Annotated in this window: 19 protein-coding genes and 1 pseudogene; 8 read left to right on the top strand and 12 right to left on the bottom strand. The window is 72.9% G+C overall.

Annotated features, from left to right (window positions below):
- Positions 1-99 precede the first annotated feature (99 nt).
- Complete coding sequence (locus AC0ZLC_RS07115) at positions 100-705, top strand: sulfite oxidase-like oxidoreductase (protein WP_476751023.1); 606 nt, start codon at positions 100-102, stop codon at positions 703-705.
- Entirely contained in the window at positions 698-1,456 is a 759-nt protein-coding gene (locus AC0ZLC_RS07110) for a ferredoxin reductase (protein WP_476751022.1), read from the top strand. Before AC0ZLC_RS07115 ends, AC0ZLC_RS07110 begins: the two co-directional genes overlap by 8 nt.
- Before the next feature lie 107 nt (positions 1,457-1,563).
- On the opposite strand, the gene AC0ZLC_RS07105 is transcribed toward AC0ZLC_RS07110, so the two are convergent.
- Positions 1,564-2,259 (bottom strand): alpha/beta fold hydrolase, encoded by a 696-nt coding sequence (locus AC0ZLC_RS07105; RefSeq protein ID WP_476751021.1) that lies wholly within the window; start codon positions 2,257-2,259, stop codon positions 1,564-1,566.
- A gap of 204 nt (positions 2,260-2,463) precedes the next feature.
- On the opposite strand from AC0ZLC_RS07105, the gene AC0ZLC_RS07100 reads away from it, so the two are divergent.
- Positions 2,464-3,429, top strand: coding sequence for an acetylxylan esterase (locus AC0ZLC_RS07100; RefSeq protein WP_476751020.1), 966 nt, complete (start codon positions 2,464-2,466; stop codon positions 3,427-3,429).
- A 55-nt stretch (positions 3,430-3,484) separates the two neighbouring features.
- On the opposite strand, the gene AC0ZLC_RS07095 is transcribed toward AC0ZLC_RS07100, so the two are convergent.
- The gene (locus tag AC0ZLC_RS07095; RefSeq protein ID WP_476751019.1) at positions 3,485-4,555 is read right to left on the bottom strand and encodes a phosphatidylinositol-specific phospholipase C domain-containing protein; all 1,071 of its coding nucleotides are present in this window, start codon (positions 4,553-4,555) and stop codon (positions 3,485-3,487) included.
- Positions 4,556-4,750: 195 nt separating this feature from the next.
- Here AC0ZLC_RS07095 and AC0ZLC_RS07090 point away from each other — a divergent pair, with 195 nt between their 5' ends.
- The 3 genes from AC0ZLC_RS07090 to AC0ZLC_RS07080 all read left to right on the top strand — a co-directional run bounded on the left by AC0ZLC_RS07090 (position 4,751) and on the right by AC0ZLC_RS07080 (position 8,012).
- The gene (locus tag AC0ZLC_RS07090; RefSeq protein ID WP_476751018.1) at positions 4,751-5,920 is read left to right on the top strand and encodes a serine hydrolase domain-containing protein; all 1,170 of its coding nucleotides are present in this window, start codon (positions 4,751-4,753) and stop codon (positions 5,918-5,920) included.
- Positions 5,921-6,061: 141 nt separating this feature from the next.
- Positions 6,062-6,787: a GntR family transcriptional regulator gene (locus AC0ZLC_RS07085; protein WP_476751017.1), complete on the top strand. Its 726-nt coding sequence runs from the start codon at positions 6,062-6,064 to the stop codon at positions 6,785-6,787.
- A gap of 403 nt (positions 6,788-7,190) precedes the next feature.
- Positions 7,191-8,012: an alpha/beta fold hydrolase gene (locus AC0ZLC_RS07080; protein ID WP_476751016.1), complete on the top strand. Its 822-nt coding sequence runs from the start codon at positions 7,191-7,193 to the stop codon at positions 8,010-8,012.
- 179 nt (positions 8,013-8,191) lie between these two features.
- On the opposite strand, the gene AC0ZLC_RS07075 is transcribed toward AC0ZLC_RS07080, so the two are convergent.
- Both AC0ZLC_RS07075 and AC0ZLC_RS07070 read right to left on the bottom strand, forming a co-directional pair.
- Positions 8,192-8,944, bottom strand: a complete 753-nt coding sequence (locus AC0ZLC_RS07075) for a class I SAM-dependent methyltransferase (protein WP_476751015.1) — start codon at positions 8,942-8,944, stop codon at positions 8,192-8,194.
- A 53-nt stretch (positions 8,945-8,997) separates the two neighbouring features.
- Positions 8,998-10,206: a cytochrome P450 family protein gene (locus tag AC0ZLC_RS07070; RefSeq protein ID WP_476751197.1), complete on the bottom strand. Its 1,209-nt coding sequence runs from the start codon at positions 10,204-10,206 to the stop codon at positions 8,998-9,000.
- 491 nt (positions 10,207-10,697) lie between these two features.
- Between AC0ZLC_RS07070 and rho the strand changes: the two genes are divergently transcribed.
- Together rho and AC0ZLC_RS07060 are read left to right on the top strand one after the other, a co-directional pair.
- Positions 10,698-11,837 (top strand): transcription termination factor Rho, encoded by a 1,140-nt coding sequence (gene rho, locus AC0ZLC_RS07065; RefSeq protein WP_476751014.1) that lies wholly within the window; start codon positions 10,698-10,700, stop codon positions 11,835-11,837.
- 91 nt (positions 11,838-11,928) lie between these two features.
- Positions 11,929-13,119 carry a D-alanyl-D-alanine carboxypeptidase family protein gene (locus AC0ZLC_RS07060; protein ID WP_476751013.1) on the top strand — a complete coding sequence of 397 codons (1,191 nt, stop codon included), beginning with the start codon at positions 11,929-11,931 and terminating at the stop codon, positions 13,117-13,119.
- A gap of 21 nt (positions 13,120-13,140) precedes the next feature.
- Here AC0ZLC_RS07060 and AC0ZLC_RS07055 read toward each other — a convergent pair whose 3' ends face one another.
- From AC0ZLC_RS07055 to AC0ZLC_RS07020, 8 genes and pseudogenes are all read right to left on the bottom strand, one after another.
- On the bottom strand, positions 13,141-14,082 hold the full coding sequence (locus AC0ZLC_RS07055; protein WP_476751012.1) for a glutaminase: 942 nt from the start codon (positions 14,080-14,082) through the stop codon (positions 13,141-13,143).
- A 77-nt stretch (positions 14,083-14,159) separates the two neighbouring features.
- On the bottom strand, positions 14,160-14,990 hold the full coding sequence (locus AC0ZLC_RS07050) for an undecaprenyl-diphosphate phosphatase (RefSeq protein ID WP_476751011.1): 831 nt from the start codon (positions 14,988-14,990) through the stop codon (positions 14,160-14,162).
- A gap of 120 nt (positions 14,991-15,110) precedes the next feature.
- Positions 15,111-15,485 (bottom strand): fluoride efflux transporter CrcB, encoded by a 375-nt coding sequence (crcB, locus tag AC0ZLC_RS07045; protein ID WP_476751010.1) that lies wholly within the window; start codon positions 15,483-15,485, stop codon positions 15,111-15,113.
- Positions 15,482-15,853 (bottom strand): DUF190 domain-containing protein, encoded by a 372-nt coding sequence (locus tag AC0ZLC_RS07040; RefSeq protein ID WP_476751009.1) that lies wholly within the window; start codon positions 15,851-15,853, stop codon positions 15,482-15,484. Before AC0ZLC_RS07040 ends, crcB begins: the two co-directional genes overlap by 4 nt.
- Positions 15,850-16,359, bottom strand: a complete 510-nt coding sequence (locus AC0ZLC_RS07035) for a fluoride efflux transporter FluC (RefSeq protein ID WP_476751008.1) — start codon at positions 16,357-16,359, stop codon at positions 15,850-15,852. Before AC0ZLC_RS07035 ends, AC0ZLC_RS07040 begins: the two co-directional genes overlap by 4 nt.
- Positions 16,360-16,535: 176 nt before the next feature.
- Positions 16,536-17,497 (bottom strand): annotated as a pseudogene (locus AC0ZLC_RS07030) (SMP-30/gluconolactonase/LRE family protein).
- A gap of 47 nt (positions 17,498-17,544) precedes the next feature.
- A complete protein-coding gene (locus AC0ZLC_RS07025) occupies positions 17,545-17,823 on the bottom strand; it encodes an ArsR family transcriptional regulator (protein WP_476751007.1) in 279 nt (92 codons plus the stop codon).
- A 173-nt stretch (positions 17,824-17,996) separates the two neighbouring features.
- Positions 17,997-19,565: a glycoside hydrolase family 53 protein gene (locus AC0ZLC_RS07020; RefSeq protein WP_476751006.1), complete on the bottom strand. Its 1,569-nt coding sequence runs from the start codon at positions 19,563-19,565 to the stop codon at positions 17,997-17,999.
- Positions 19,566-19,712: the final 147 nt, after the last annotated feature.

Below are 19,712 nucleotides of genomic sequence, written 5' to 3'. Positions count from 1 at the left end.
CCGCGCGAGCACCTGTCCGCGCGGGTGTCCCGCACCTGCCCGCACTCCGACCGAGACCGACCCCGCGCCGTCCCGAAGGCGGCCTGGAGGCACCACCCCATGAACGTCACCCGAGGCTTCACCGGGCGCACCCGAGTCCCGAACGCCGGCCTGCCGCCCGGTCAGTACGACGCGGGCGACGACTGGCCCGTCCTGTCCGCCGAGGTCACGCCCGAACTGGCGTCGGTCGACTGGACCTTCCGGATCGACGGCCTGGTCGCGGAGCCGCGCACCTGGGACTGGGACGAGGCTCACGCGCTGCCTCCGTCGGCGTACGAGGGCGACATCCACTGCGTGACGAGCTGGTCGAAGTTCGGCGTGCGCTTCGGCGGCGTGTCCCTGGACGCCTTCCTGGGTCTCGTGCGCCCGGACACCGCCGCCACCCACGCCGTCGCCTACTCGCACACCGGGTACACGGCGAGCCTCCCGCTGGCGGACCTGACGGGCTCACGCGCCTGGATCGTGTGGGAGTACGACGGGAAGCCGCTCCCCGCCGAGCACGGCGGCCCGGCACGACTCTTCGTACCGCACCTGTACTTCTGGAAGAGCGCCAAGTGGATCGCGGGCATCAGGCTCCTGGACCACGAGGAGCCCGGCTTCTGGGAGCAGAACGGCTATCACGCACGCGGCAACCCCTGGGAAGAGCAGCGCTACTCCGGTGACTGAGACATTCGTGCCCCCGACCCCGTTCGCCGTGCCCGGCCGGATCGCCGTGGGCGAGCAGGCCGCCGCGCACTGGCAGGCCGCCACGCTCACCGCGATCCGCCGCGAGACGGCACACGCCTCGACGTTCCGTTTCGCGGTGCCCGGCTGGACGGGCCATCTGCCCGGGCAGCACCTGATGCTGCGGCTGACCGCTCGGGACGGCTACACGGCCCAGCGCCACTACTCCCTGGCGTCCGCGCCCGACGACAGCGGACACATCGAACTCACCCTGGACCACGTCGACAGCGGTGAGGTGTCCGGCTGGTTCCACACGGTGGCCAGGCCCGGGGACGAGGTGCAGGTGCGCGGCCCGGTCAGCGGCTTCTTCGCCTGGCCCGGCGACCGGCCCGCCCTGCTGCTCGGCGCGGGCTCCGGTGTCGTACCGCTGATGTCGATGGTGCGGCACCGTCGCGCGCGCGGGCTCACGGTCCCGCTGCGGCTGCTCGTCTCCGCCCGCTCCCCCGAAGAGCTGATCTACGCGCGGGAGTACGGCGAGGAGACCACTCCGGTCTTCACGCGCAGGGCGCCGGAGGGTGTGCCGGTCGGCCGTCTGTCGGCGGCACATGTGGCGCCACTCCTGGCCGCCGGGCAGCCGCCGGGCGGGTGGGAAGCCTATGTGTGCGGCTCCAACGGATTCGCGGAGCACGCGTCACGGCTGCTGGTCCGGGCGGGTCAGCCGGTGGACCGTATCCGCATCGAACGCTTCGGCTGAGCCCGACGCGCCGCCCCTGGCGTCCCGTCGGGGCCTGCGAGCGGCGCGGGCTGCGCGGAGGCATCCGCCGCGGGACACCGGGAGCGGTGACCGGCGGCGGCCCCGCGTCAACGGCACTCGTCGAGCAGGATGCGCGCCAGCTCGTGCGGCTGGGAGAACATGGGCCAGTGGCCGGTGTCCATCTCCACCAGCCGCCACCGCTCACTCCTCAGCGCGTCGGCCACGTCGTCGTTCGGCTCGGGGCCGTCCAGCAGGCACTTGACGTACGTCGCGGGCAACTCGTCGAGGGGGCGCGGCAGGACGGCGGGTTCGGTCAGCGAGGCGCCCGGGTGCGGTGTCGCTCCCGCCGCGATCCGCGCGATCTGCTCACTCGTGAGGCCCTGGCCGTCGTAGCCGTCCGCGGTCAGCGGCTCCCAGAAGCCGCCGTTCTCCGCGAGCGAGGCCTCGAACCTCTCCTGGCCCTGCCACCAGTTGGCGGCGAACGAGACACCGTCGACGGGGATCTCGGAGTCGACGAAGACGACGCGGGCCAGCCGGCCGCCGATCCGCAGGGCGGCCTGGCCGACCGGAATGCCCGCGTAACTGTGTCCCACCAGGACGACGTCGCGCAGGTCGAGGCGTTCCACCTCGGCGACGATGTCGTCCACGTGGGTCCGCTGCCCGGCCGGCGTCGCCTGCCTCTCGGCGAGACCGGACAACGTCACGGCGTGCGCGCCGCACCCCGCCGCATGCAGCTCCGGCACCACCTCGTCCCACGCCCACGATCCCAGCCACGCGCCTGCAACCAGTACGAATTCCGTCATGGAGGAAACGTAGCGGCGAGGTCGGACATCGCACCGCCCGCTCCACGCTCCGGCGCGTCCTGCCCGTCGTTGGCCGTTGACCGCCTGTCGCTGATCGCGGGTCTGTGGTCGCTGGTCGCTGGTCGGCGCAAGAGGGCCTGGCGGGCGCGCGTGCCGCGCCCGTACGGTGTGATCATCCGCATCCGACGTCAAAGGTGGTCCTTCATGGCCCTGTTCGACCTCCCCCTCGAAGAGCTCCGCGGCTACCGCAGCGCGTCGGCCGAGCCCGAGGACTTCGACGCCTTCTGGGCCAAGACCCTCCAGGAAGCCCGCGAGCACGAGCTGGACGCCCGCTTCGAACCGGTCCTGACGCCTCTTCGGACGGTCGAGCAGTTCGACGTGACGTTCGCCGGCTACGGCGGTCACCCGGTCAAGGGGTGGCTGACCCTGCCGGCCGGTACGGACGCGCCGGTTCCCACGGTCGTCGAGTTCGTCGGCTACGGCGGCGGACGCGGTCTGCCGCACACGCATCTGCTGTGGGCCTCGGCGGGCTTCGCGCACTTCGTGATGGACACCCGCGGTCAGGGCAGCGCCTGGGGCGGCGGCGAGACCCCCGACCCGGTGGGCAGCGCGCCCGCGTTCCCCGGGTTCATGACCCGCGGGGTCGAAAACCCGGAGAGTTACTACTACCGGCGGGTGTACACGGACGCGGTGCGCGCCGTGGAGGCGGCCCGCGCGCATCCCCTGACGGACGCGGCCCGCACCGCCGTCGTCGGTGCGAGCCAGGGCGGCGGCATCAGCATCGCGGTCGGCGGTCTGGTGCCCGACCTGGCGGCGGTCGCGCCGGACGTGCCGTTCCTGTGCGACTTCCCGCGTGCGACGACGCTGACGGACCGCGACCCCTACCGCGAGATCGGCAAGTACCTCAAGACCCACCGCGGCCGTACCGACCGGGTGATGACCACGCTGGCGTACTTCGACGGGGTGCACTTCGCCGCGCGCGGCCGGGCGCCCGCCCTGTTCTCGGTGGCGCTGGAGGACCAGACGTGCCCGCCGTCGACCGTCTACGCCGCCTTCAACGCGTGGACGCACGACGACAAGACGATGGAGGTCTACGACTTCAACGACCACGAGGGCGGCGGCCCCTACCAGGAGGCGGCGAAGCTCCGCTGGCTGCCGCGGCACCTCTGAGGCGTCCCGGCGGGTGCCGGGACGCCCTGGCGTCACCCGCCGGATCCGGGGGAACTCACCCCGCCGTCCCGCGCGGTACGACCGTGGACAGGACGGCCGGCAGCGGGTACCAGTCCGCCGACACCACGCTGGCGTGCCGTCCGGCCAGCAAAGCCACCCGGTCCAGGGCCTGACTCTGCGTCGGACTGGTGCCGTCGATGGCCGGGGCCACGCCGTGGGCGTCGGTCATGACGACCAGGTAGTGCCGCTCGTCGTACCAGGCGGTGTCGACCGAACCGTTGGTGTAGGCGGTGGCGTCGCCGTCGAAGACCACGAACCAGGGGCGGATCGTCGGGTCCGTGTACCGGGTGCGCGGGTCGCCCGCGGCCGCACCGTGCACGGCGGGGAAGGCGGCGGCCTCGCTCAGGCGCCCGGCGGCGGCGAGGTCGCGCAGGTGGGTGGCGTACTCGCGGTCCGTCCACAGCGTGTCGGCGGGGTTGCCCTCCTCGACCGTGCCGGGGATCAGCTCGACGACGAACTTGCCCGCGAGCGCGGAGCGTGCGGGCCAGCCGCCGGCGCGGACCGCCGAGTCGAGGTCCGGGTGGGAGGCGACGACGTCGGCGGGGCGCAGCAGGGCGTCGCCGAGCCTGGAGGTGAGCAGGGCGTCCAACTGGGCGGGCCCGCGGCCGTTCCTGCCCTGGAAACCGTCCTTCATCTCCACCTTGAGCTGGATCGGCCGGTGGCCGGGGTGGGCGTCGTGCCAGGCCCTGATGTCGGCCAGGCAGCCGCCGAGGTCGCGGTTGCGCGTCCTGGTGCGCAGTTCAAAGGCCCGGGCCGCGTTCTCGCAGTTGTTGTCGTTGCCGAGCGGGTTGCTGTGCGAGACCCGCCAGGAGGAGCCGAAGACGTTGGTCCACACGTCGAGTTCCAGCATCCCGGCGCCGGAGTCCAACGCGTCGGCGAAGTAGGGGAATTTGGCCTTCTCGTAGGCGTTGTGGACGCCCACCCAGGTGGTGGCCGAGTACGCCGGGTCCGCGGCCTTGGACGCCGGGTCCGCGGCCGTGGACGGCGGCGCGGCGGCCAGGGCGAGCACGGCTGCCGCCGTCACCGTGAACCCGGTACGCGTCAACGCCTGCGCATGTCTGGGCATGTTCCCCCTGTCTTCGGAGCTTGTGGTGGTCAACCGCAGTGCAGCGTAGGGGCGTTGGGTGACATGCGGAAGATCGTGGCGTGAAGGACGGGGCGATGCGATCCGGCGGGTTCCCCCCAGTCCGACCAGTCGGTACGTTCGTGAGCGCGGAGCGCCGGCCGGCGCTCCGCGCTCACGACGGACGACGGAGGTCCCATGTCCCCGCAAGTACCTCATCAGGTGCACGGTCACTGCGACGCGCGCTTCTCGGCGGTGCGCACGGCGTTCGAGGAGAACTTCCGCGCGCGCGAGGAGCTCGGCGCGGCGGTGGCCGTCGTCCTCGGCGGGGAGACCGTGGTGGACCTGTGGGGCGGCTGGGCCGACGCCGCCCGCACCCGCCCCTGGGAGAGCGAGACGCTGGTGAACGTGTGGTCGACGTCGAAGGGCCCGACCGCGCTGTGCGCGCACATCCTCGCCGACCGGGGACTGCTCGACTTCGACGCGCCCGTGGCCGCGTACTGGCCGGAGTTCGCGGCGGCGGGCAAGGAGTCCGTGCTCGTGCGGCATCTGCTGTCGCACCGGGCGGGACTGTCGGGGCTGCGGGAGCCGCACACCCTGGAGCAGCTCTGCGACTGGGAGCTGACGGTCGCGCGGCTCGCGGCGCAGGAGCCGTGGTGGGAGCCGGGGACGCGGTCCGGGTATCACGCGCTGACCTACGGGTTCCTGGTCGGAGAGGTGGTGCGGAGGGTCTCCGGGCTGCTGCCGGGGGCGTTCCTGGAACGGGAGGTGACGGGGCCGCTCGGGATCGACTTCACGATCGGACTGCCCGAGAAGGAAGCCGGCCGGGCGGCCGAGCTGGTACATCCGCGGGCCGCGACGACGAGCGGACAGGCGGCGGTCTTCGCCGGGTTGGCGCCCGCGGCGCTGGCGGCGCTCGCCAACCCGCCCGTCGGTGCCGCCGAGGCCGGCACCGCGCAGTGGCGGGCGGCCGAGATTCCCGCGGCCAACGGTCACGGCACGGCGCGCGCGATCGCCGCGCTGTACGGGATCTTCGCCGGGCGGGGCTCGTACGGATCCCGGCAGGTGCTGTCGGCCGGAGCGGCCGAACGGGTGCGCGAGGGACAGGGCAGCTGCCGCGACCTGGTGCTGGGGGCCGGCTTCGCACACGAGACGGAACTCGGTCTCGGGCTGTGGCTCAGTGGGCCCAACGGCTCGTACGGGCCCAACCCCAGGGCTTTCGGACACGACGGCTTCGGGGGCTCCTGCGGTCTCGCGGACCCGGAGGCGGGTGTCTCCCTGGGGTACGTGATGAACCGCATGGGCCCGCACATCGCCGACGACCCGCGCAGGACGGCGCTGGTGGACGCTCTGTACGGCGCGCTCTGAGGACGTCCGCGTCACGAGGGGTGCGGGCGTAAATCGGCCGAACCGGCGGGCCGCCCTTCCCTAGTGGTTTAGACCAATGCTAATTGTGGTCGCGCAACGAGCCCGTACGGCTACACCTTGTCACCAACAGGAGGCGCGGACATGTCCCGCACCGTCCCCACGACCGACCACGAGCCCCGCTACCGGCGTATCGCGACGCAACTGCTCGACGAGCTGCGGGAGGGAAACATCCCGCCGGGCGAACGCCTGCCCGGGGAACGGGATCTGGCCGCGCGTTTCGGCGTCAGCCGCGAGACCGTCCGCCAGGCCCTGCAGATGCTGCGCGGCAGCGGACTGGTCTCCACGGACCGGCGCGGCAGTCATGCCACGCTGCCCGGCACCACCGTCGAGCACGTGCCCTCCCTGGACTTCCCCGTCGGAGCGCAGACCACCGAACCGTGCGCCGTGCACCGGACCAGCGTCGCCTGGGAGGCTCCCCCGCCGGAGCACGCCCGGGCGCTGGGTCTCGCCCCGCAGCGGCCGACGCTGGTCCACCGCTACGAGTCGGCGGCCGCGGACGGGACCGGCCTGCGGACGGCCGTGACGTCCTTCTCCGCGGTCGCCCTCGCCGAGGTCGAGGAGCTGGCCCGCTACCGCGACCGCGCGGACGGCAGCGGGTCGGCGCACCTGCGGCGGGCCTACGACTGGATGCGCAGGGCGGGCCTGACCCTGCACCACCGGGACTCCATCTCGCAGCTGCCCCGGTCGGTGCGGGTCACCCGGCGGGTGCACGACCAGTACGACCGGCCGCTGGAGATCACGGACCTGGTCGTGGAGACCCAGCAGGACGCGCTCGTGTACGAGTTCACCCTGCCCGCGGCCGGGTGACATCCCCGCCTCCCGGGGCCGGGACGTACACGGACACCACCGTGGTGAGCGCCGCGGTCGCGGGTCCCGTGGACCGCGTGGCGGAGGCCGTCCGGACGGCGCCCGGCTTTCCGGCCGCACGGGAGAGCCGCCGCTCGTGACGTCACGAGCGGCGGACGAGGGTCGCACCCCGTGCCGGTCGGCGGCGACATGCAGTCATCTGACAGATCCCTTGACGGCCTCGAACGCCTAACGTGCTGGATATGGACGCGTTCCACGCCCGGCCCGGTCCGGCGCCCGACGGGCCCCGTCCGCGCCCTGACCGACCACGTCGCCGTCCCTGCGCCGAGTCGCCCGGCCCGGCGCACGGCCACCGGCCTCACCCGACCGGACGCACCGCGTCCCACCTCCGAAAGGCAACACCATGAGCACGTTCACCACCTCCGACGGCACCGACATCTTCTACAAGGACTGGGGCAGCGGGCAGCCGGTCGTCTTCAGCCACGGCTGGCCGCTCAACGCGGACACCTGGGACGGACAGCTGCGCCTGGTGGCCGAGAACGGCTTCCGGGCCATCGCCCACGACCGCCGCGGGCACGGCCGCTCCGCGCAGTCGTGGCAGGGCAACCACATGGACCAGTACGCCGACGACCTGGCCGAGCTCATCGAGAAGCTCGACCTCACCGACGTCGTCCTGGTCGGTCACTCGACCGGCGGCGGCGAGGTGGCCCGCTACATCGGCCGGCACGGAACCGGCCGGGTCGCCAAGGCGGTGCTGCTGGGTGCCGTGCCTCCGCTGATGCTGAGGACGGACGCGAACCCCGAGGGCACGCCCCTCGAGGTCTTCGACGGGATCCGCGCCGGGGTCGAGGCGGACCGCTCGCAGTTCTACTGGGACCTGAGCGAGTCGTTCTTCGGCTTCAACCGCCCCGGCGCCGCGGTCTCCGAGGGCATGCGCCGCGCGTTCTGGCTGTGGAGCATGCAGGTCGGCGTGAAGGCCGCCTACGACTGCATCAAGCAGTTCTCGGAGACCGACTTCACCGAGGACCTGGCGCGCATCGACGTACCGACGCTCGTCGCGCACGGCGGCGACGACCAGATCGTGCCGATCGGCGCCGCCGGCCACAAGACGGCCAAGCTCGTCAAGGACGCCACCCTCAAGGTCTACCCGGGCGCCCCGCACGGCCTGGTGGGCGAGTACGAGAAGGCGTTCAACGCCGACCTGCTGGACTTCATCAAGAGCTGACGCGGGCCCGGTGACGTCCTTCGCGGAGGGTGTCACCGGGGCAGGTCACGCGGCCGCCCGGAACCCTCCAGGGCCCCGGGCGGCCGTCCGTCTCCTCGGCCCGCACCCGTGCCCGGCCGCGGCCTCACGGGCTGGACGGCGTGCTCGGCACCGGGGGCGTGCCCGGCCGACGGGCGTGCTCAGCCGGGTGTCGCCGCGTCCGTGCGCGTGGCGACGACCATGCGGCAACGCGGGCTGCCGTCCCGCCTGCGTCCGAACTCGGGCAGGGCGTGCAGTTCGACCGCGAAGCCCGCCCGCTCCAGCTCCCGCCGCACGTCACCCAGGCTGAAGGCCCGGTAGTACATCACGAACGGCGGGCGCCGGACGGCGTTGCGCACCCGCATCGCCGCGTCGAAGCCGAGCAGGGCCCAGTACCAGGGCGAGCTCGGCGGGGCCGGGGCGGCTACGGGGAACGCGAAGCGACCGCCGGGCCGCAGGACGGCGTGCACCCCGCGGAAGAGGCCGGGCAGCTCCCGCGGCAGGAAGTGCCCGAAGGCCCCGAAGCTGACGACGAGATCGAAGACCGGTCCGAAGGGGAGGGCGCGGGCGTCGCCGCGCACCCAGGAGAAGCGCGGAGCACCGGCCCTCGCGGGGCGCGGATGCCGGTCCCGCGCCACCGCCAGCATTCCCGCACTGATGTCGACACCGGTGGCGCTCCGGCCGCACAGCTCGCCCAGCACCGCAAGGCCGGCGCCGGTGCCGCAGCACAGGTCGAGCCCGTCGCCGAAGGGTCCGAGCCGGCCGAGCGCCCGGGCCACGGCGTCGAGGATCGCGTCAGGTGTCCGGAACGGGGTGTGGTCGAACTTCGGCGCGAGCAGGTCGTAGCCGTGCTCGACGGACGAGAGGGCCTGAACGGCCAGTTCGCGCAGGGTCGGACCCTCGGGAGTGAACATCGCGTGCAGCTTACGACGTTCGGAGGGCGCCGGCACCGCGCGCGCCGAAGCACTCAGAGGCGTACGGGCAGTTCACGCACGCTGTTGCCGACGAAACTGGAGGACCGCGGGAGTTGCCGTTCGGGCACGGCGAGGTCGAGGTCCGGGAAGCGGGCGAACAGCCGTTCCAGGGCGATGGTCGCCTCCATCCGGGCCAGCGGGGCGCCGAGACAGTAGTGCGCCCCGTGCCCGAGGGAGAGATTCCGTACGGCATCGAGCCTGCGCGGCCGGGTCACGTCGAACCGGCCGGCGTCCGCCCCGTGCGCGGCCGGGTCGCGCCCGGCGGCGGAGTAACCGGCAAGCACCGGCGTGCCCTTGGGGATGAGCGTGCCGTCGACCGTCAGGTCCCGCACCGGATAGCGGAACGGGAAGTAGCTGACCGGCGCGTCCCAGCGCAGCGTCTCGTCGACCACGTCCGGCCAGCCCGCCGCACCGTCCCTGACCGCCTCCAGCTGGTCCCGGTGACCGCACAGCGCGCGTACGGCGTTCGTGATGAGGTTCAGCGTGGTCTCGTGCCCGGCGATGATCATCAGTAGCAGGGTGCCGATGAGTTCCGGCCGGCTGAGCCGCCCGCCGTCCTCGTCCCGGGCGGCTGTCAGCGCGCTCGTCAGGTCGTCACCCGGCTGCTCGGCCCGGGCCGCCGCCACGGCGCTCAGCACGTCCACCAGTTCACGGTTCGCGGCGACGGCCTCCTCGGGCCCGATGTCCGTGGCCACCACCTTGTTCGACAGCTGGTGCAGCGTGTCGCGGAACTCGGCGTCGACGCCGAGGAGTTCGCCGATGACTCCCATCGGCAGCGGCAGCGCGAAGTGCCGCCGCAGATCGGCGACTCCGCCTCCAGCGTTCGCCGCCGCTTGCAGGTCGTCGAGCAGCCGGGCGGTCAACTCCTCGATGCGCGGCCGCAGTTCCTCGACCCTCCGGGGCGTGAACGCCTTGCTCACCAGCGCCCGGAGCCGCCGGTGGTCCTCGCCGTCGGCGGTCGTCATTCCCTGGACGGTGGCGAAGGTGAGCAGGGGCCAGCCGGCGGTGATCCGTCCCTCCTGGAGCGCGGTGAAGTGCCGGGCGCTCTTGGCCACGTCGGGATGAGCGAGGAACTCCTTCAGCACGTCGTGCCCGAGCACGGCCATGCCCTCGACCCCGCCGGGCAGGACGACGTGCGCGACCGTGCCTCGCGCCAGCAGTCGCGCGTTGGCCGCGTGCGGGCAGCCGCCGGCCGGGTCCATGGTGTGCGGCACTCCGGGCGTGGTCTCCACCGGTTTCTCCTGACGGGCATGGGGAGTTGGGCCGTACGGGCGCCGATTCTGCCCGCTCGTGGAGTGGCGCACCAGGTCGGTGAGGAACCGGGACGGACCACCCTCGTGCGGCCGCCCGACTCGTCGCCGCCCGACCCGTCGCCGCCCGCACCGGACCGAGCCGCTCCCCCGCCCGCGCCGCACTGTGTGGTACCGTTCCATCAGCACTTGTGTACGCCCCTTCTCGGGGTGCCGGTGCGGAATCCCTCTCCTCCAGCTGTAGCGCCCGTCCTTGGCGGACCGGCGGTCCCGGCTTCTCGGCAGCACCTCCCGCGCACGGCCCACGGACATCTTCGTCGTCCTCCGTCCGCCGCACCTGTGGTGACGCCTTCCTGCCGCACGAGGCGTGAACAACGCCGCCTCTCCGGCCCTCCCCCTCCCACTCTCGTGACCTGATGAATCCGTCCCGGAAAGGACCTCGCATGACCACCACACTCGAACACCCCCCGGTGCAGAAGCAGCTCCCGGCGCAGGCCTCCGGCATCCTCGACATCGCGCACAACGGGCAGGGGCACCTGCGCCGCGCGAGCTGCGAGGCCACCCCGTCCGACGTGCAGGTCCCCGCCGCGCTCATCCGCCGGCACGGACTGCGCACGGGCGACACCCTCGAAGGCGTACGCGGCGGAGCCCGCGCTCTCGCCGAGGTGCGGTCGGTCAACGGCCGCGATCCCCAGGAACTGCGCCACCGCCCGCACTTCCGTGACCTCACCCCACTGCACCCCCGCGAGCGCCTCCGCCTGGAACACCCGGCGAGCGGCCTGGCCGGACGCGTCGTCGACCTCCTGGCGCCCGTCGGCAAGGGCCAGCGCGGCCTGATCGTGGCACCGCCCAAGACCGGCAAGACGGTGCTGCTCCAGCAGATCGCCGCGGCCGTCGCCGGCAACCACCCGGAGTGCCATCTCATGGTGGTGCTGCTCGACGAGCGGCCCGAGGAGGTCACCGACATGCGGCGCTCGGTACGCGGCGAGGTGTTCGCCTCGACCTTCGACCGGACGCCCAAGCAGCACATCGCGCTCGCCGAACTCGTCGTCGAGCGGGCGAAGCGGCTCGTCGAGGCGGGACAGGACGTCGTCATCCTCCTGGACTCCCTCACCCGGCTGTGCCGGGCCCACAACAACGCGGCCGCCGCCGGTGGCCGCACCCTCAGCGGCGGCGTCGACGCGTCCGCGCTCCAGCGCCCCAAGCAGCTCTTCGGCGCCGCGCGCCTGGCCGAGGAGGGCGGTTCCCTCACGATCCTCGCCACGGCCCTGGTCGAGACCGGTTCCCGCGCCGACGACTTCTTCTTCGAGGAACTCAAGGGCACCGGCAACATGGAACTCCGCCTGGACAGGACACTCGCCTCCCGGCGCGTCTTCCCGGCCGTCGACATCGTCCCCTCCGGCACCCGGCGCGAGGAACTCCTGCTGCCCGCACCCGAGTTGGCAGCCGTACGGGGACTGCGCCGCGCCCTGCAGACGCGGGACGGCCAGGCGAACCTCGAAACCCTTCTGGAGCGGCTGCGCGCCACCCCGGGCAACGCGGCCTTCCTGCGCCAGATCCAGCCGACACTGCCCGGGGCCTGACACCCGCCCACATGCGGCATCCGGGTACTGGAACCCGGCGGCCCGGCCCTGGCACCCCGGCGGACGGCGCAACCATTCCTACGTTGATCAAATGACCATCGGATTCTCAACCCGCGTTGCCGTCTCGTGCTCCGTCGCCTGCGCGGTCGGCGTGCTCGCCCTCGCCCCGGGCCCGGCCGTCGCCCGCGCCGGGACGGACCCGGGGGCGGCGGGACCCGCGGCCTCGCCGTCGTCGTCGCTGTACCGCTCCGGAACCCAGGTCCTGCCCCTCGTCGGGGCCCCGGCGCTCCCCCAGGTCTCCGCGCTCTCGTGGGTGGTGGCGGACGCCCGCACGGGTGAGGTGCTCGCCGGGCACGACGCGCACCGCCCGCTGCCGCCCGCCAGCACCCTCAAGACCCTCTTCGCCCTCACCGTGCTGCCGGTCCTGCCCGGCGGCGTCGAACACACCGTCACGGAGGCCGAGCTGACGGGGATCGGCGACGGCAGCAGCCGGGTCGGGGTCGCCGAGGGACGCACCTACCGCGTCGCCGACCTGTGGCGCGGCGTCTTCCTGAACTCGGGCAACGACGCCGTGCACGTCCTGGCCTCCTTGAACGGCGGCTGGCGTGCCACCGCGGCCCAGATGCAGGCCAGGGCACGCGCCCTCGGCGCGCTCGACACCCGGGTCGTCTCCCCCGACGGTTACGACGCCCCCGGCCAGGTCTCGTCGGCGTACGACCTCGCCGTGTTCGGCCGGGCCGGGCTGCGCAACCCGGAGTTCGCCCAATACTGCGCCACCGTGCGGGCCAGCTTTCCCGCGGGCGAATGGGCGTACGACATCCAGAACACCAACCGGCTCCTCACCGGCGCGGACGGCGTCGCACCGTACCCGGGCCTGATCGGGGTGAAGAACGGCTACACCAGCAACGCGGGCAGCACGCTCGTGGCCGCCGCGCGACAGGGCGGGCGTACGCTCGTCGTCACCGTGATGAACCCTCAGGCGGGCGGCTCCCTCGCCGTGTACGAGGAGGCCAGGTCGCTGCTCGACTGGGGCTTCGCCGCGAGCGGCCGGGTCACCCCGGTCGGTTCCCTCGTGCCGTCACGGACCGCCGCGGCCGTCGCGTCACCGCCCGCCGCCCCGGCGACAGCGCAGGCCGGTCCCGCCGCGCCGCCTCCCCACCCCTCCACCCGGGGCGGCACCGGCTGGCCGGAGACGGGAGTGATCGCGGGCGCGGCCGCCGCGGGCGCGGGCGCGGTGGTCCTCGCCCTGCGGCTGCTGGGCGGCCGGCTCACACGCGGCTGACCCCGGCGCGGGTGGCGGACTCTAGAACACGGACAGTCCCGTCAGCGTGGTGAAGCGGTCGAGGGCCGCGACCCCCGCCACCGAGTTGCCCCGTTCGTCGAGTCCCGGGCTCCACACGCACAGCGTGCACCGGCCCGGTACGACCGCGATGATGCCGCCGCCGACGCCGCTCTTGCCGGGCAGCCCGACACGGTAGGCGAAGTCCCCCGCCGCGTCGTACGTGCCGCAGGTCAGCATGACCGCGTTGACCTGCTTGGCCTGGCTGCGGGTCAGCAGCCGGGAGCCGTCGGCGCGCACCCCGTGGCGGGCCAGGAAACCGGTGGCCAGCGCGAGATCGGCGCAGGAGGCCTCGACCGAGCACTGCCGGAAGTACTGCTCCAGCAGGACGGGCACCGCGTTGCCGATGTTCCCGTACGCCGCCATGAAGTGGCCGAGGGCCGCGTTGCGGTCGCCGTGCGCGGCCTCGGAGGCGGCGACCTCCGAGTCGCAGGTGAGGTCCCGGTTGCCGCTCTCGGCCCGCAGGAACTCCAGCAGCGTGCCCGCCGCGTCACCGGTCTGGGTCTGAAGGCGGTCGGTGACGACGAGCGCGCCCGCGTTGATGAACGGATTGCGCGGGATGCCGTTCTCGTACTCCAGCTGCACCAGGGAGTTGAAGGGGTTGCCGGACGGTTCGCGGCCCACGTGCTCCCAGAGTTCGTCGCCCTCCCGGGCCAGGTCGAGCGCCAGCGTGAACACCTTGGTGATCGACTGCGCGGAGAACGGCTGCCGCCAGTCCCCCACGCCGTACACCGTGCCGTCCAGTTCCGCGACGGCCATGCCGAACCGGCGCGGGTCGCAGGCGGCCAGCGCCGGGATGTAGTCGGCGGGCCGCCCGCGGCCGGGCCGCTGCGCGATCTCGGTGGCGATGCGTTCGAGCACCGGCTGGAAGGTGAGGGCGGACGAGGACACGGACATGATCGCCATTGTGCCGCGCGCCCCGCCCGGGGGCTCGCCCCGGACGTCCCCGCACCGGGCCCGGGCGGGGCACCGGGCAGGCGCTCTCAGAGCAGGCCCGCTCCCAGCAGGGTGAACAGCAGCAGCCCGACGGCGATCCGGTAGATCACGAAGGCGTTGAAGGAGTGTTTGGCGACGTACTTCAGGAGCCAGGCGATGGAGCCGTACGCCACGACGAAGGAGACGGTCGTCCCGGCCGCCAGCGGTGCGGCGCCGACCCCCGTGCCCAGCGCGTCCTTGAGCTCGTACAGGCCGGCGCCGGTCAGGGCCGGGATGCCGAGGAAGAAGGAGAGCCGGGTGGCGGCGACCCGGTCGAGGTCCAGGAAGAGCGCGGTCGACATGGTGGCGCCGGAGCGCGAGAACCCGGGGAAGAGCAGGGCGAGGATCTGCGAGCTGCCGACCAGCATGGTGTCCTTGAACGAGGTGTCGTCCTCGCCGCGCTTGTGCCGGCCCGTCCGGTCCGCGGCCCACATGACACCGCTGCCTGCGATCAGGGAGGCCGCGACCACCCACAGCGAGGCGAGCGGTCCCTCGATGAGCGGTTTGGCGGCCAGACCCACGATCACGATCGGCACGGTCGCGCAGATGACCCACCAGGCGAACTTGTAGTCGTGGGAGTGGCGCTTCTCGGGGTCGCGCAGGCCGCGGCCCCAGGCGGAGACGATCCGGACGATGTCCTTGAAGAAGTACACGAGCACGGCGGCGATCGCGCCCACCTGGATGACCGCCGAGAACCCGACGACGGCGTCGTCGTCGACGGGAATCCCCATCAGCCCCTCGGTGATCTTGAGGTGGCCGGTCGAGGAGACGGGCAGGAATTCGGTCACCCCCTCGACGGCTCCGAGGACGACGGCCTGACCGACGCTGATGACACTCATGGCACCCGTTCTTCTCAGGGAGGCAGTGCGACGGCCACAGTCTTACTACACCGACGTATGCCTCCCCGGCCAGGACCCCGCGCGCATGCCTCCCCGGGCCAGGGGCGGACACCCCGCGGTCTAGGACCACCAGGTCTCGGCCAGGGCGGCCCCGGCGAACGCGGCGCCCAGTCCCGCCCCCACGCTCGCGACGACGTTGGCGGCCGCGTGCAGCCGGGCACCGTCCTCGGCCAGCCGCAGCGTCTCGTAGGAGAACGTGGAGTACGTGGTGAGCGCGCCGCACAGGCCGGTGCCGAGAAGCAGCTGGAGGTGCGACGTCGCGGCGCCCGCGGCGGTGGCGCCGGTCAGCAGACCGAGGATCAGACAGCCGATGGTGTTCACCGTGAAGGTGCCCCAGGGGAAGACCGTGTCGTGCCGGGACTGCACCGCTCGGTCGGTCAGGTAGCGCAGCGGGGCGCCGACCACGGCGCCGGCGACGACGAACAGCCAGTTCACAACGACTTCTCACCTTTCCCGCCCGGTTCGTCCCCGCGACCCGCGTACCGGATGACCTCGCAGTCGTCGAGGATCACCAGCCCCTCGGTGACCAGTTCGTCCAGCTGCGGCAGGAACTCGCGTACCCGGTCCCCGGTGTCCACGATCACGACCGCCACCGGCAGGTCCTCGCTCAGGGAGAGCAGGCGCGAGGTGTGGATCAGCGAGGAGGCGCCGTAGCCCTCGATGCCCCGGAAGACGCTCGCACCCGCCAGGCCGGCGGCGCGGGCGCGGTGCACGATCTCCGTGTACAGCGGCTTGCGGTGCCAGGTGTCGTTCTCGCCGATGAGGATCGTCACCCGCAGGGCGCTGCCCGTCAGCCTCGTCATCGCCGCCTCCCCACCAGGGCGAGGCGCGTCGCCGTCACCGCGAGCCACACCGCCGCGAGCGACGCGCAGGCAGTCGCGCCGAGGTAGGCGAACGCCGTCCGTGCGTGGCCCGCGTCGACCAGCCTCTGGAAGTCGACCGCGTAGGTCGAGAAGGTCGTGAAGCCACCCAGCACCCCGGTCCCGAAGAAGGGACGCGCCAGGCGGTGAGCCGCCCACACGTCGGTGATCACCACCATGAAGACGCCGATCACGGCACAGCCGGCCACATTGACGCCGAACGTGGTCCAGGGGAAGCCGCCACTCCTCGTGGGCCACAGCAGCGACGCCCCGTACCGGGCGGTGGCGCCGATGCCGCCACCGAGGGCGACCATCGCCACCACCGGGGCCTGCTTCCGCCAGGCGCGGCGCGAGCGGGTGGGGCGGGGCAGGACGATGTCCGCAGCGGCGGCCCCTGCGGGAGCCTGATGCGCTGGCGCGTCCACCCGGTCGGGGTGCGGCGGTGTCATGGACGTACAACTCCTACTCGCCGGGGCCCGGGGCGTCGGGCGCGCGCCGCCGCGCTGCAGGGACCGTCGGCGGCACCTGTGTCGCGGTTCGGTACGGCGGGCCCCACCACCGCGCCGCGGACAGGATCGCGGCCGGTGACCAGCGTAGCTCCGGCGGCGTTGCCCCCGCACTCGGGTCAGTCCGCGGCGGCGGGCGGTTCGCAGACGGCGAGGCCCTTCTCCCACAGGCTTCCCAGGACGAGCAGGCCGTCGGCCTCGCACACGCTGGTGACCATGCGGAAGCCTGCGTGGCGGCGCTCCAGGCGGTGCACGGTCCGGCCCTGGTCGTCGAAGGCAAGGACACCGGCGAACCCGGTCGGACGGAAGGGGACGCGTACCGCCGCCCGGGCCGCGGCGCGGCGCACGGCGGGGCCGCGCCGGTGACGCGGGGGCCGGCCAGCGCCACCCAGATGAGGCCGCCGGGCGCGCGCCAGATGTTGTCCGGCTGCCCGGGGAGGTCGTCGGCGAAGGTCTCGCTCCGCCCGGCCCGCGGTCCGGTGAGCCGGTGGCGGGTGAGGCGGGCGGCCCCGGTCTCCGCGACGACCAGGAACGACTCGTCGGCCGCGGCCGACAGGCCGTTGGCGAACTGGAGCCCCTCAAGGACGACTTCGGGTTCCGTGTCACCCGGCGCGAGGCGCAGCAGGCGTCCGGTTCCCGTGTGCTCGACGAGGTCGCCGATCCAGTGTTCGAGGGGGTGGTGGCGGCTGGAGACGGTGAAGTAGACGGTTCCGTCGGAGAGCGCGATCACGTTGCTGCAGAAGCGGAGGGTCTCGCCGGCCACCGAGTCGGCGAGGACGCGCACGGTCCCGTCGTCGAGGCGGACCCGCAGCAGTCCTCGGCGCGCGTCGCACACCAACAGGTCCCCGTTTGGGAGCAGTTCGAGACCCAGGGGTCTGCCGCCGGTCTCCGCGAGCACCTCGACGCGGGCGGGACCGGGGCCGGTGAGGCCGTCCACGCGCAGGATGCGCCCGTCCTCGTCACCGGTCAGCACCCGGCCCCGGGCGTCGGCGACCACGTCCTCGGGGCCCCGGCCGCCGATCCCGACGTACCGTCGGGGCGTGAGCGCGGCGGGGCGGCCGGTGCCGGGCGGGCGAGCCATGTACCTGTCCTTTTCGTCGTGGGGGCGGTTCCCGCGGCGGTGCGCGGCTACCAGCCTTTCTCGAAGAGGTGCTTGACCTCGGCGATGCGGTACTCGTCGCGACGGTAGACGGTGCGTCCCCCGGTGCGCTCGGCGCGCAGCAGCCCGAGCCGGGCGAGGAGGTCCAGGTGCGCGCTCGCGACGGGAAGGCTCATGCCGAGCGCGGCGGCGACCGAGGTGGAGCTGACGCCGTCCGTGTCCCGGTCGCGCGGCGTCGCGGATCCGGCGGGATTCCTCATCCACTCCAGGATCTCCAGGCGGTCTTCACCGGCGGGCACCTTCAGCATCTCGTCCCCCTCCGTCGCTGGCTTCTCGGTCCACTGTCCCGCGTCCGGAGGTGACGTGCAGGGCCCTTGCGTCCTTTGCCGAGGGCCCGACGGGCAGAAACAGCCAACGGGGCGTCGCGGCGGGCCCGGCACCTCGCGGGCCCGGCTGCCCCGGCAGCCGGGCCCTCACACGCTCAGCGGTGACTGAACCACGACATCGCCGGGAGTGCCTTGTCGTCGTAGTCGAACAGCGCCTGGTTCTCCCATCCGTTGCCGGAGGCCGCGTCCGTGGGGTCCCAGCCGTTGCCGGTGACCGCGGTCCAGGTGGCCTCCCAGTAGAAGACACCGAGTCCGCGGCCGTTCGGGACGGCCTCCACGATGCTCGTCACGTCCCGCATCCAGGCGGTCTGCCCGGCCGGCGAGGCGGCGTAGCCGGGGACCAGCTCACCGGTGGTGTCGATGATGTTGGTGAGCGAGTCGTCGCTGTCCAGGCGGAACGGGTAGGCCGTCTCTGCGACGAAGACGGGCTTGCCGTAACGGGCCGCGGCGTCGTCCAGAGTGGTCTGGAAATCGGCGAACGAACCGTGCCAGTAGCCGTAGTACGACAGGCCGACGGCGTCGAAACGCACGCCGTTCGCGACCGCGCTGTCGAACCACCAGCGGGTGCCCGCCAGGTCGCCGCCCTTGGCGAGGTGCAGGGCCACGACGGTCGACGAGGAGACCGCCTTGGCGGCGCTGTAACCGGAGTTGAGCAGCCCGGCGAGCTGGGGCCAGTTGTCCGTCGAGCCCTCGGACCAGAGCATGCCGGCGTTGGTCTCGTTGCCGATCTGCACCATGTCGGCGGTGGTGCCCTGCGCCTTCAGGGCGTTGAGGACGTCGTACGTGTGGTTGTACACGTCCGTCTTGAGCCGGCTGTACGAGTGGCCGGACCACGCCGCCGGCTTGGTCTGGGCGCCGGGGTCGGCCCAGGTGTCCGAGTAGTGGAAGTCGACCAGGAGCTTCATGCCCTGGGCCTTGACGCGCTTGGCGAGGGCGAGGACGCGCGTCTTGTTGTTGTAGCCGTCGGCCGGGTTCACCCAGACCTTGAGGCGGGCGTAGTTCATGCCGGCCGACTTGAGGAGGGCGAGCGCGTCGCCCTTCGTGCCGGAACCGCTCCTGTAGGCACCGCCGAGGGCCTCGCTCTTGGCGAGTGAGGAGATGTCGGCGCCCTTGACCGGGACCGCGGTGGCGCCGGAGGTGAAGGTCAGGTCGTCGACGTTGATCCAGTTGCCCGCGCCGGCGTCGGAGTTGACGCTGATCGTGCACTGGTTGTTCGTCACGGCGACGGAGGTGACGATCCGGATCCAGCCGCTGCTGGAGACGGGCAGGTCGGTGCGCTGCTCCGCGCTGCCGCAGCCCTTCAGCGCGAGGTGGGCCGAATTCTGGCCGCCGCCGGAGCGCACCCAGGCGGTGAGGGTGTACTTCCCGTTGGTGAGGCCGGACAGGTACTGGTGGGTCTCGACCTTGTAGGCGGAGGACGACCAGTGGGTGAGGCGGTAACCGCCGCTGTGGCCGCCGGACTCGGTGAAGGAGGCGGCGTTCTGGCCGGCCGCGGAGTACGTCGACCAGCCGGTGGGTGTCGCCGTCCCGCTGCCGTTGGACTCGAAGCCGCCGTTGGTGAGGGTGGCGGCGGCGTGGGCCGGGGCGGCGGGGAGGGTGGTGAGGGCCAGACCCGCGAAGAGCGGTATCAGCAGGGTCCGTAGGGCGCGTCTCGCGTGGAACATCGTCGTCCCTTCGACGAAGGCGGGGAGACAGGGGGAGAGCGGTGCCGTGCCCGAAGGCCCGGACACGGCACCGCCGTGACCGGCCGGATGTCCCCCCGGAGTCCGGCCGGTGTCTGAGGGGGCGAGCCGTCGACGCGCGGCAAGGCC

This window comes from Streptomyces sp. GLSS-08 (assembly GCF_056387915.1).
The sequence above is the reverse complement of the archived record's forward strand: the minus strand, read 5'-3'. Positions and strand labels throughout refer to the sequence as shown.

Coding starts and splice junctions, on each gene's coding strand:
- AC0ZLC_RS07115 (WP_476751023.1), top strand. CDS start 100: ATGAACGTCACCCGAGGCTTCACCGGGCGCACCCGAGTCCCGAACGCC.
- AC0ZLC_RS07105 (WP_476751021.1), bottom strand. CDS start 2,259: ATGACGGAATTCGTACTGGTTGCAGGCGCGTGGCTGGGATCGTGGGCG.
- AC0ZLC_RS07100 (WP_476751020.1), top strand. CDS start 2,464: ATGGCCCTGTTCGACCTCCCCCTCGAAGAGCTCCGCGGCTACCGCAGC.
- AC0ZLC_RS07095 (WP_476751019.1), bottom strand. CDS start 4,555: ATGCCCAGACATGCGCAGGCGTTGACGCGTACCGGGTTCACGGTGACG.
- AC0ZLC_RS07090 (WP_476751018.1), top strand. CDS start 4,751: ATGTCCCCGCAAGTACCTCATCAGGTGCACGGTCACTGCGACGCGCGC.
- AC0ZLC_RS07085 (WP_476751017.1), top strand. CDS start 6,062: ATGTCCCGCACCGTCCCCACGACCGACCACGAGCCCCGCTACCGGCGT.
- AC0ZLC_RS07080 (WP_476751016.1), top strand. CDS start 7,191: ATGAGCACGTTCACCACCTCCGACGGCACCGACATCTTCTACAAGGAC.
- AC0ZLC_RS07075 (WP_476751015.1), bottom strand. CDS start 8,944: ATGTTCACTCCCGAGGGTCCGACCCTGCGCGAACTGGCCGTTCAGGCC.
- AC0ZLC_RS07070 (WP_476751197.1), bottom strand. CDS start 10,206: ATGGACCCGGCCGGCGGCTGCCCGCACGCGGCCAACGCGCGACTGCTG.
- rho (WP_476751014.1), top strand. CDS start 10,698: ATGACCACCACACTCGAACACCCCCCGGTGCAGAAGCAGCTCCCGGCG.
- AC0ZLC_RS07060 (WP_476751013.1), top strand. CDS start 11,929: ATGACCATCGGATTCTCAACCCGCGTTGCCGTCTCGTGCTCCGTCGCC.
- AC0ZLC_RS07055 (WP_476751012.1), bottom strand. CDS start 14,082: ATGGCGATCATGTCCGTGTCCTCGTCCGCCCTCACCTTCCAGCCGGTG.
- AC0ZLC_RS07050 (WP_476751011.1), bottom strand. CDS start 14,990: ATGAGTGTCATCAGCGTCGGTCAGGCCGTCGTCCTCGGAGCCGTCGAG.
- AC0ZLC_RS07040 (WP_476751009.1), bottom strand. CDS start 15,853: ATGACGAGGCTGACGGGCAGCGCCCTGCGGGTGACGATCCTCATCGGC.
- AC0ZLC_RS07035 (WP_476751008.1), bottom strand. CDS start 16,359: ATGACACCGCCGCACCCCGACCGGGTGGACGCGCCAGCGCATCAGGCT.
- AC0ZLC_RS07025 (WP_476751007.1), bottom strand. CDS start 17,823: ATGCTGAAGGTGCCCGCCGGTGAAGACCGCCTGGAGATCCTGGAGTGG.
- AC0ZLC_RS07020 (WP_476751006.1), bottom strand. CDS start 19,565: ATGTTCCACGCGAGACGCGCCCTACGGACCCTGCTGATACCGCTCTTC.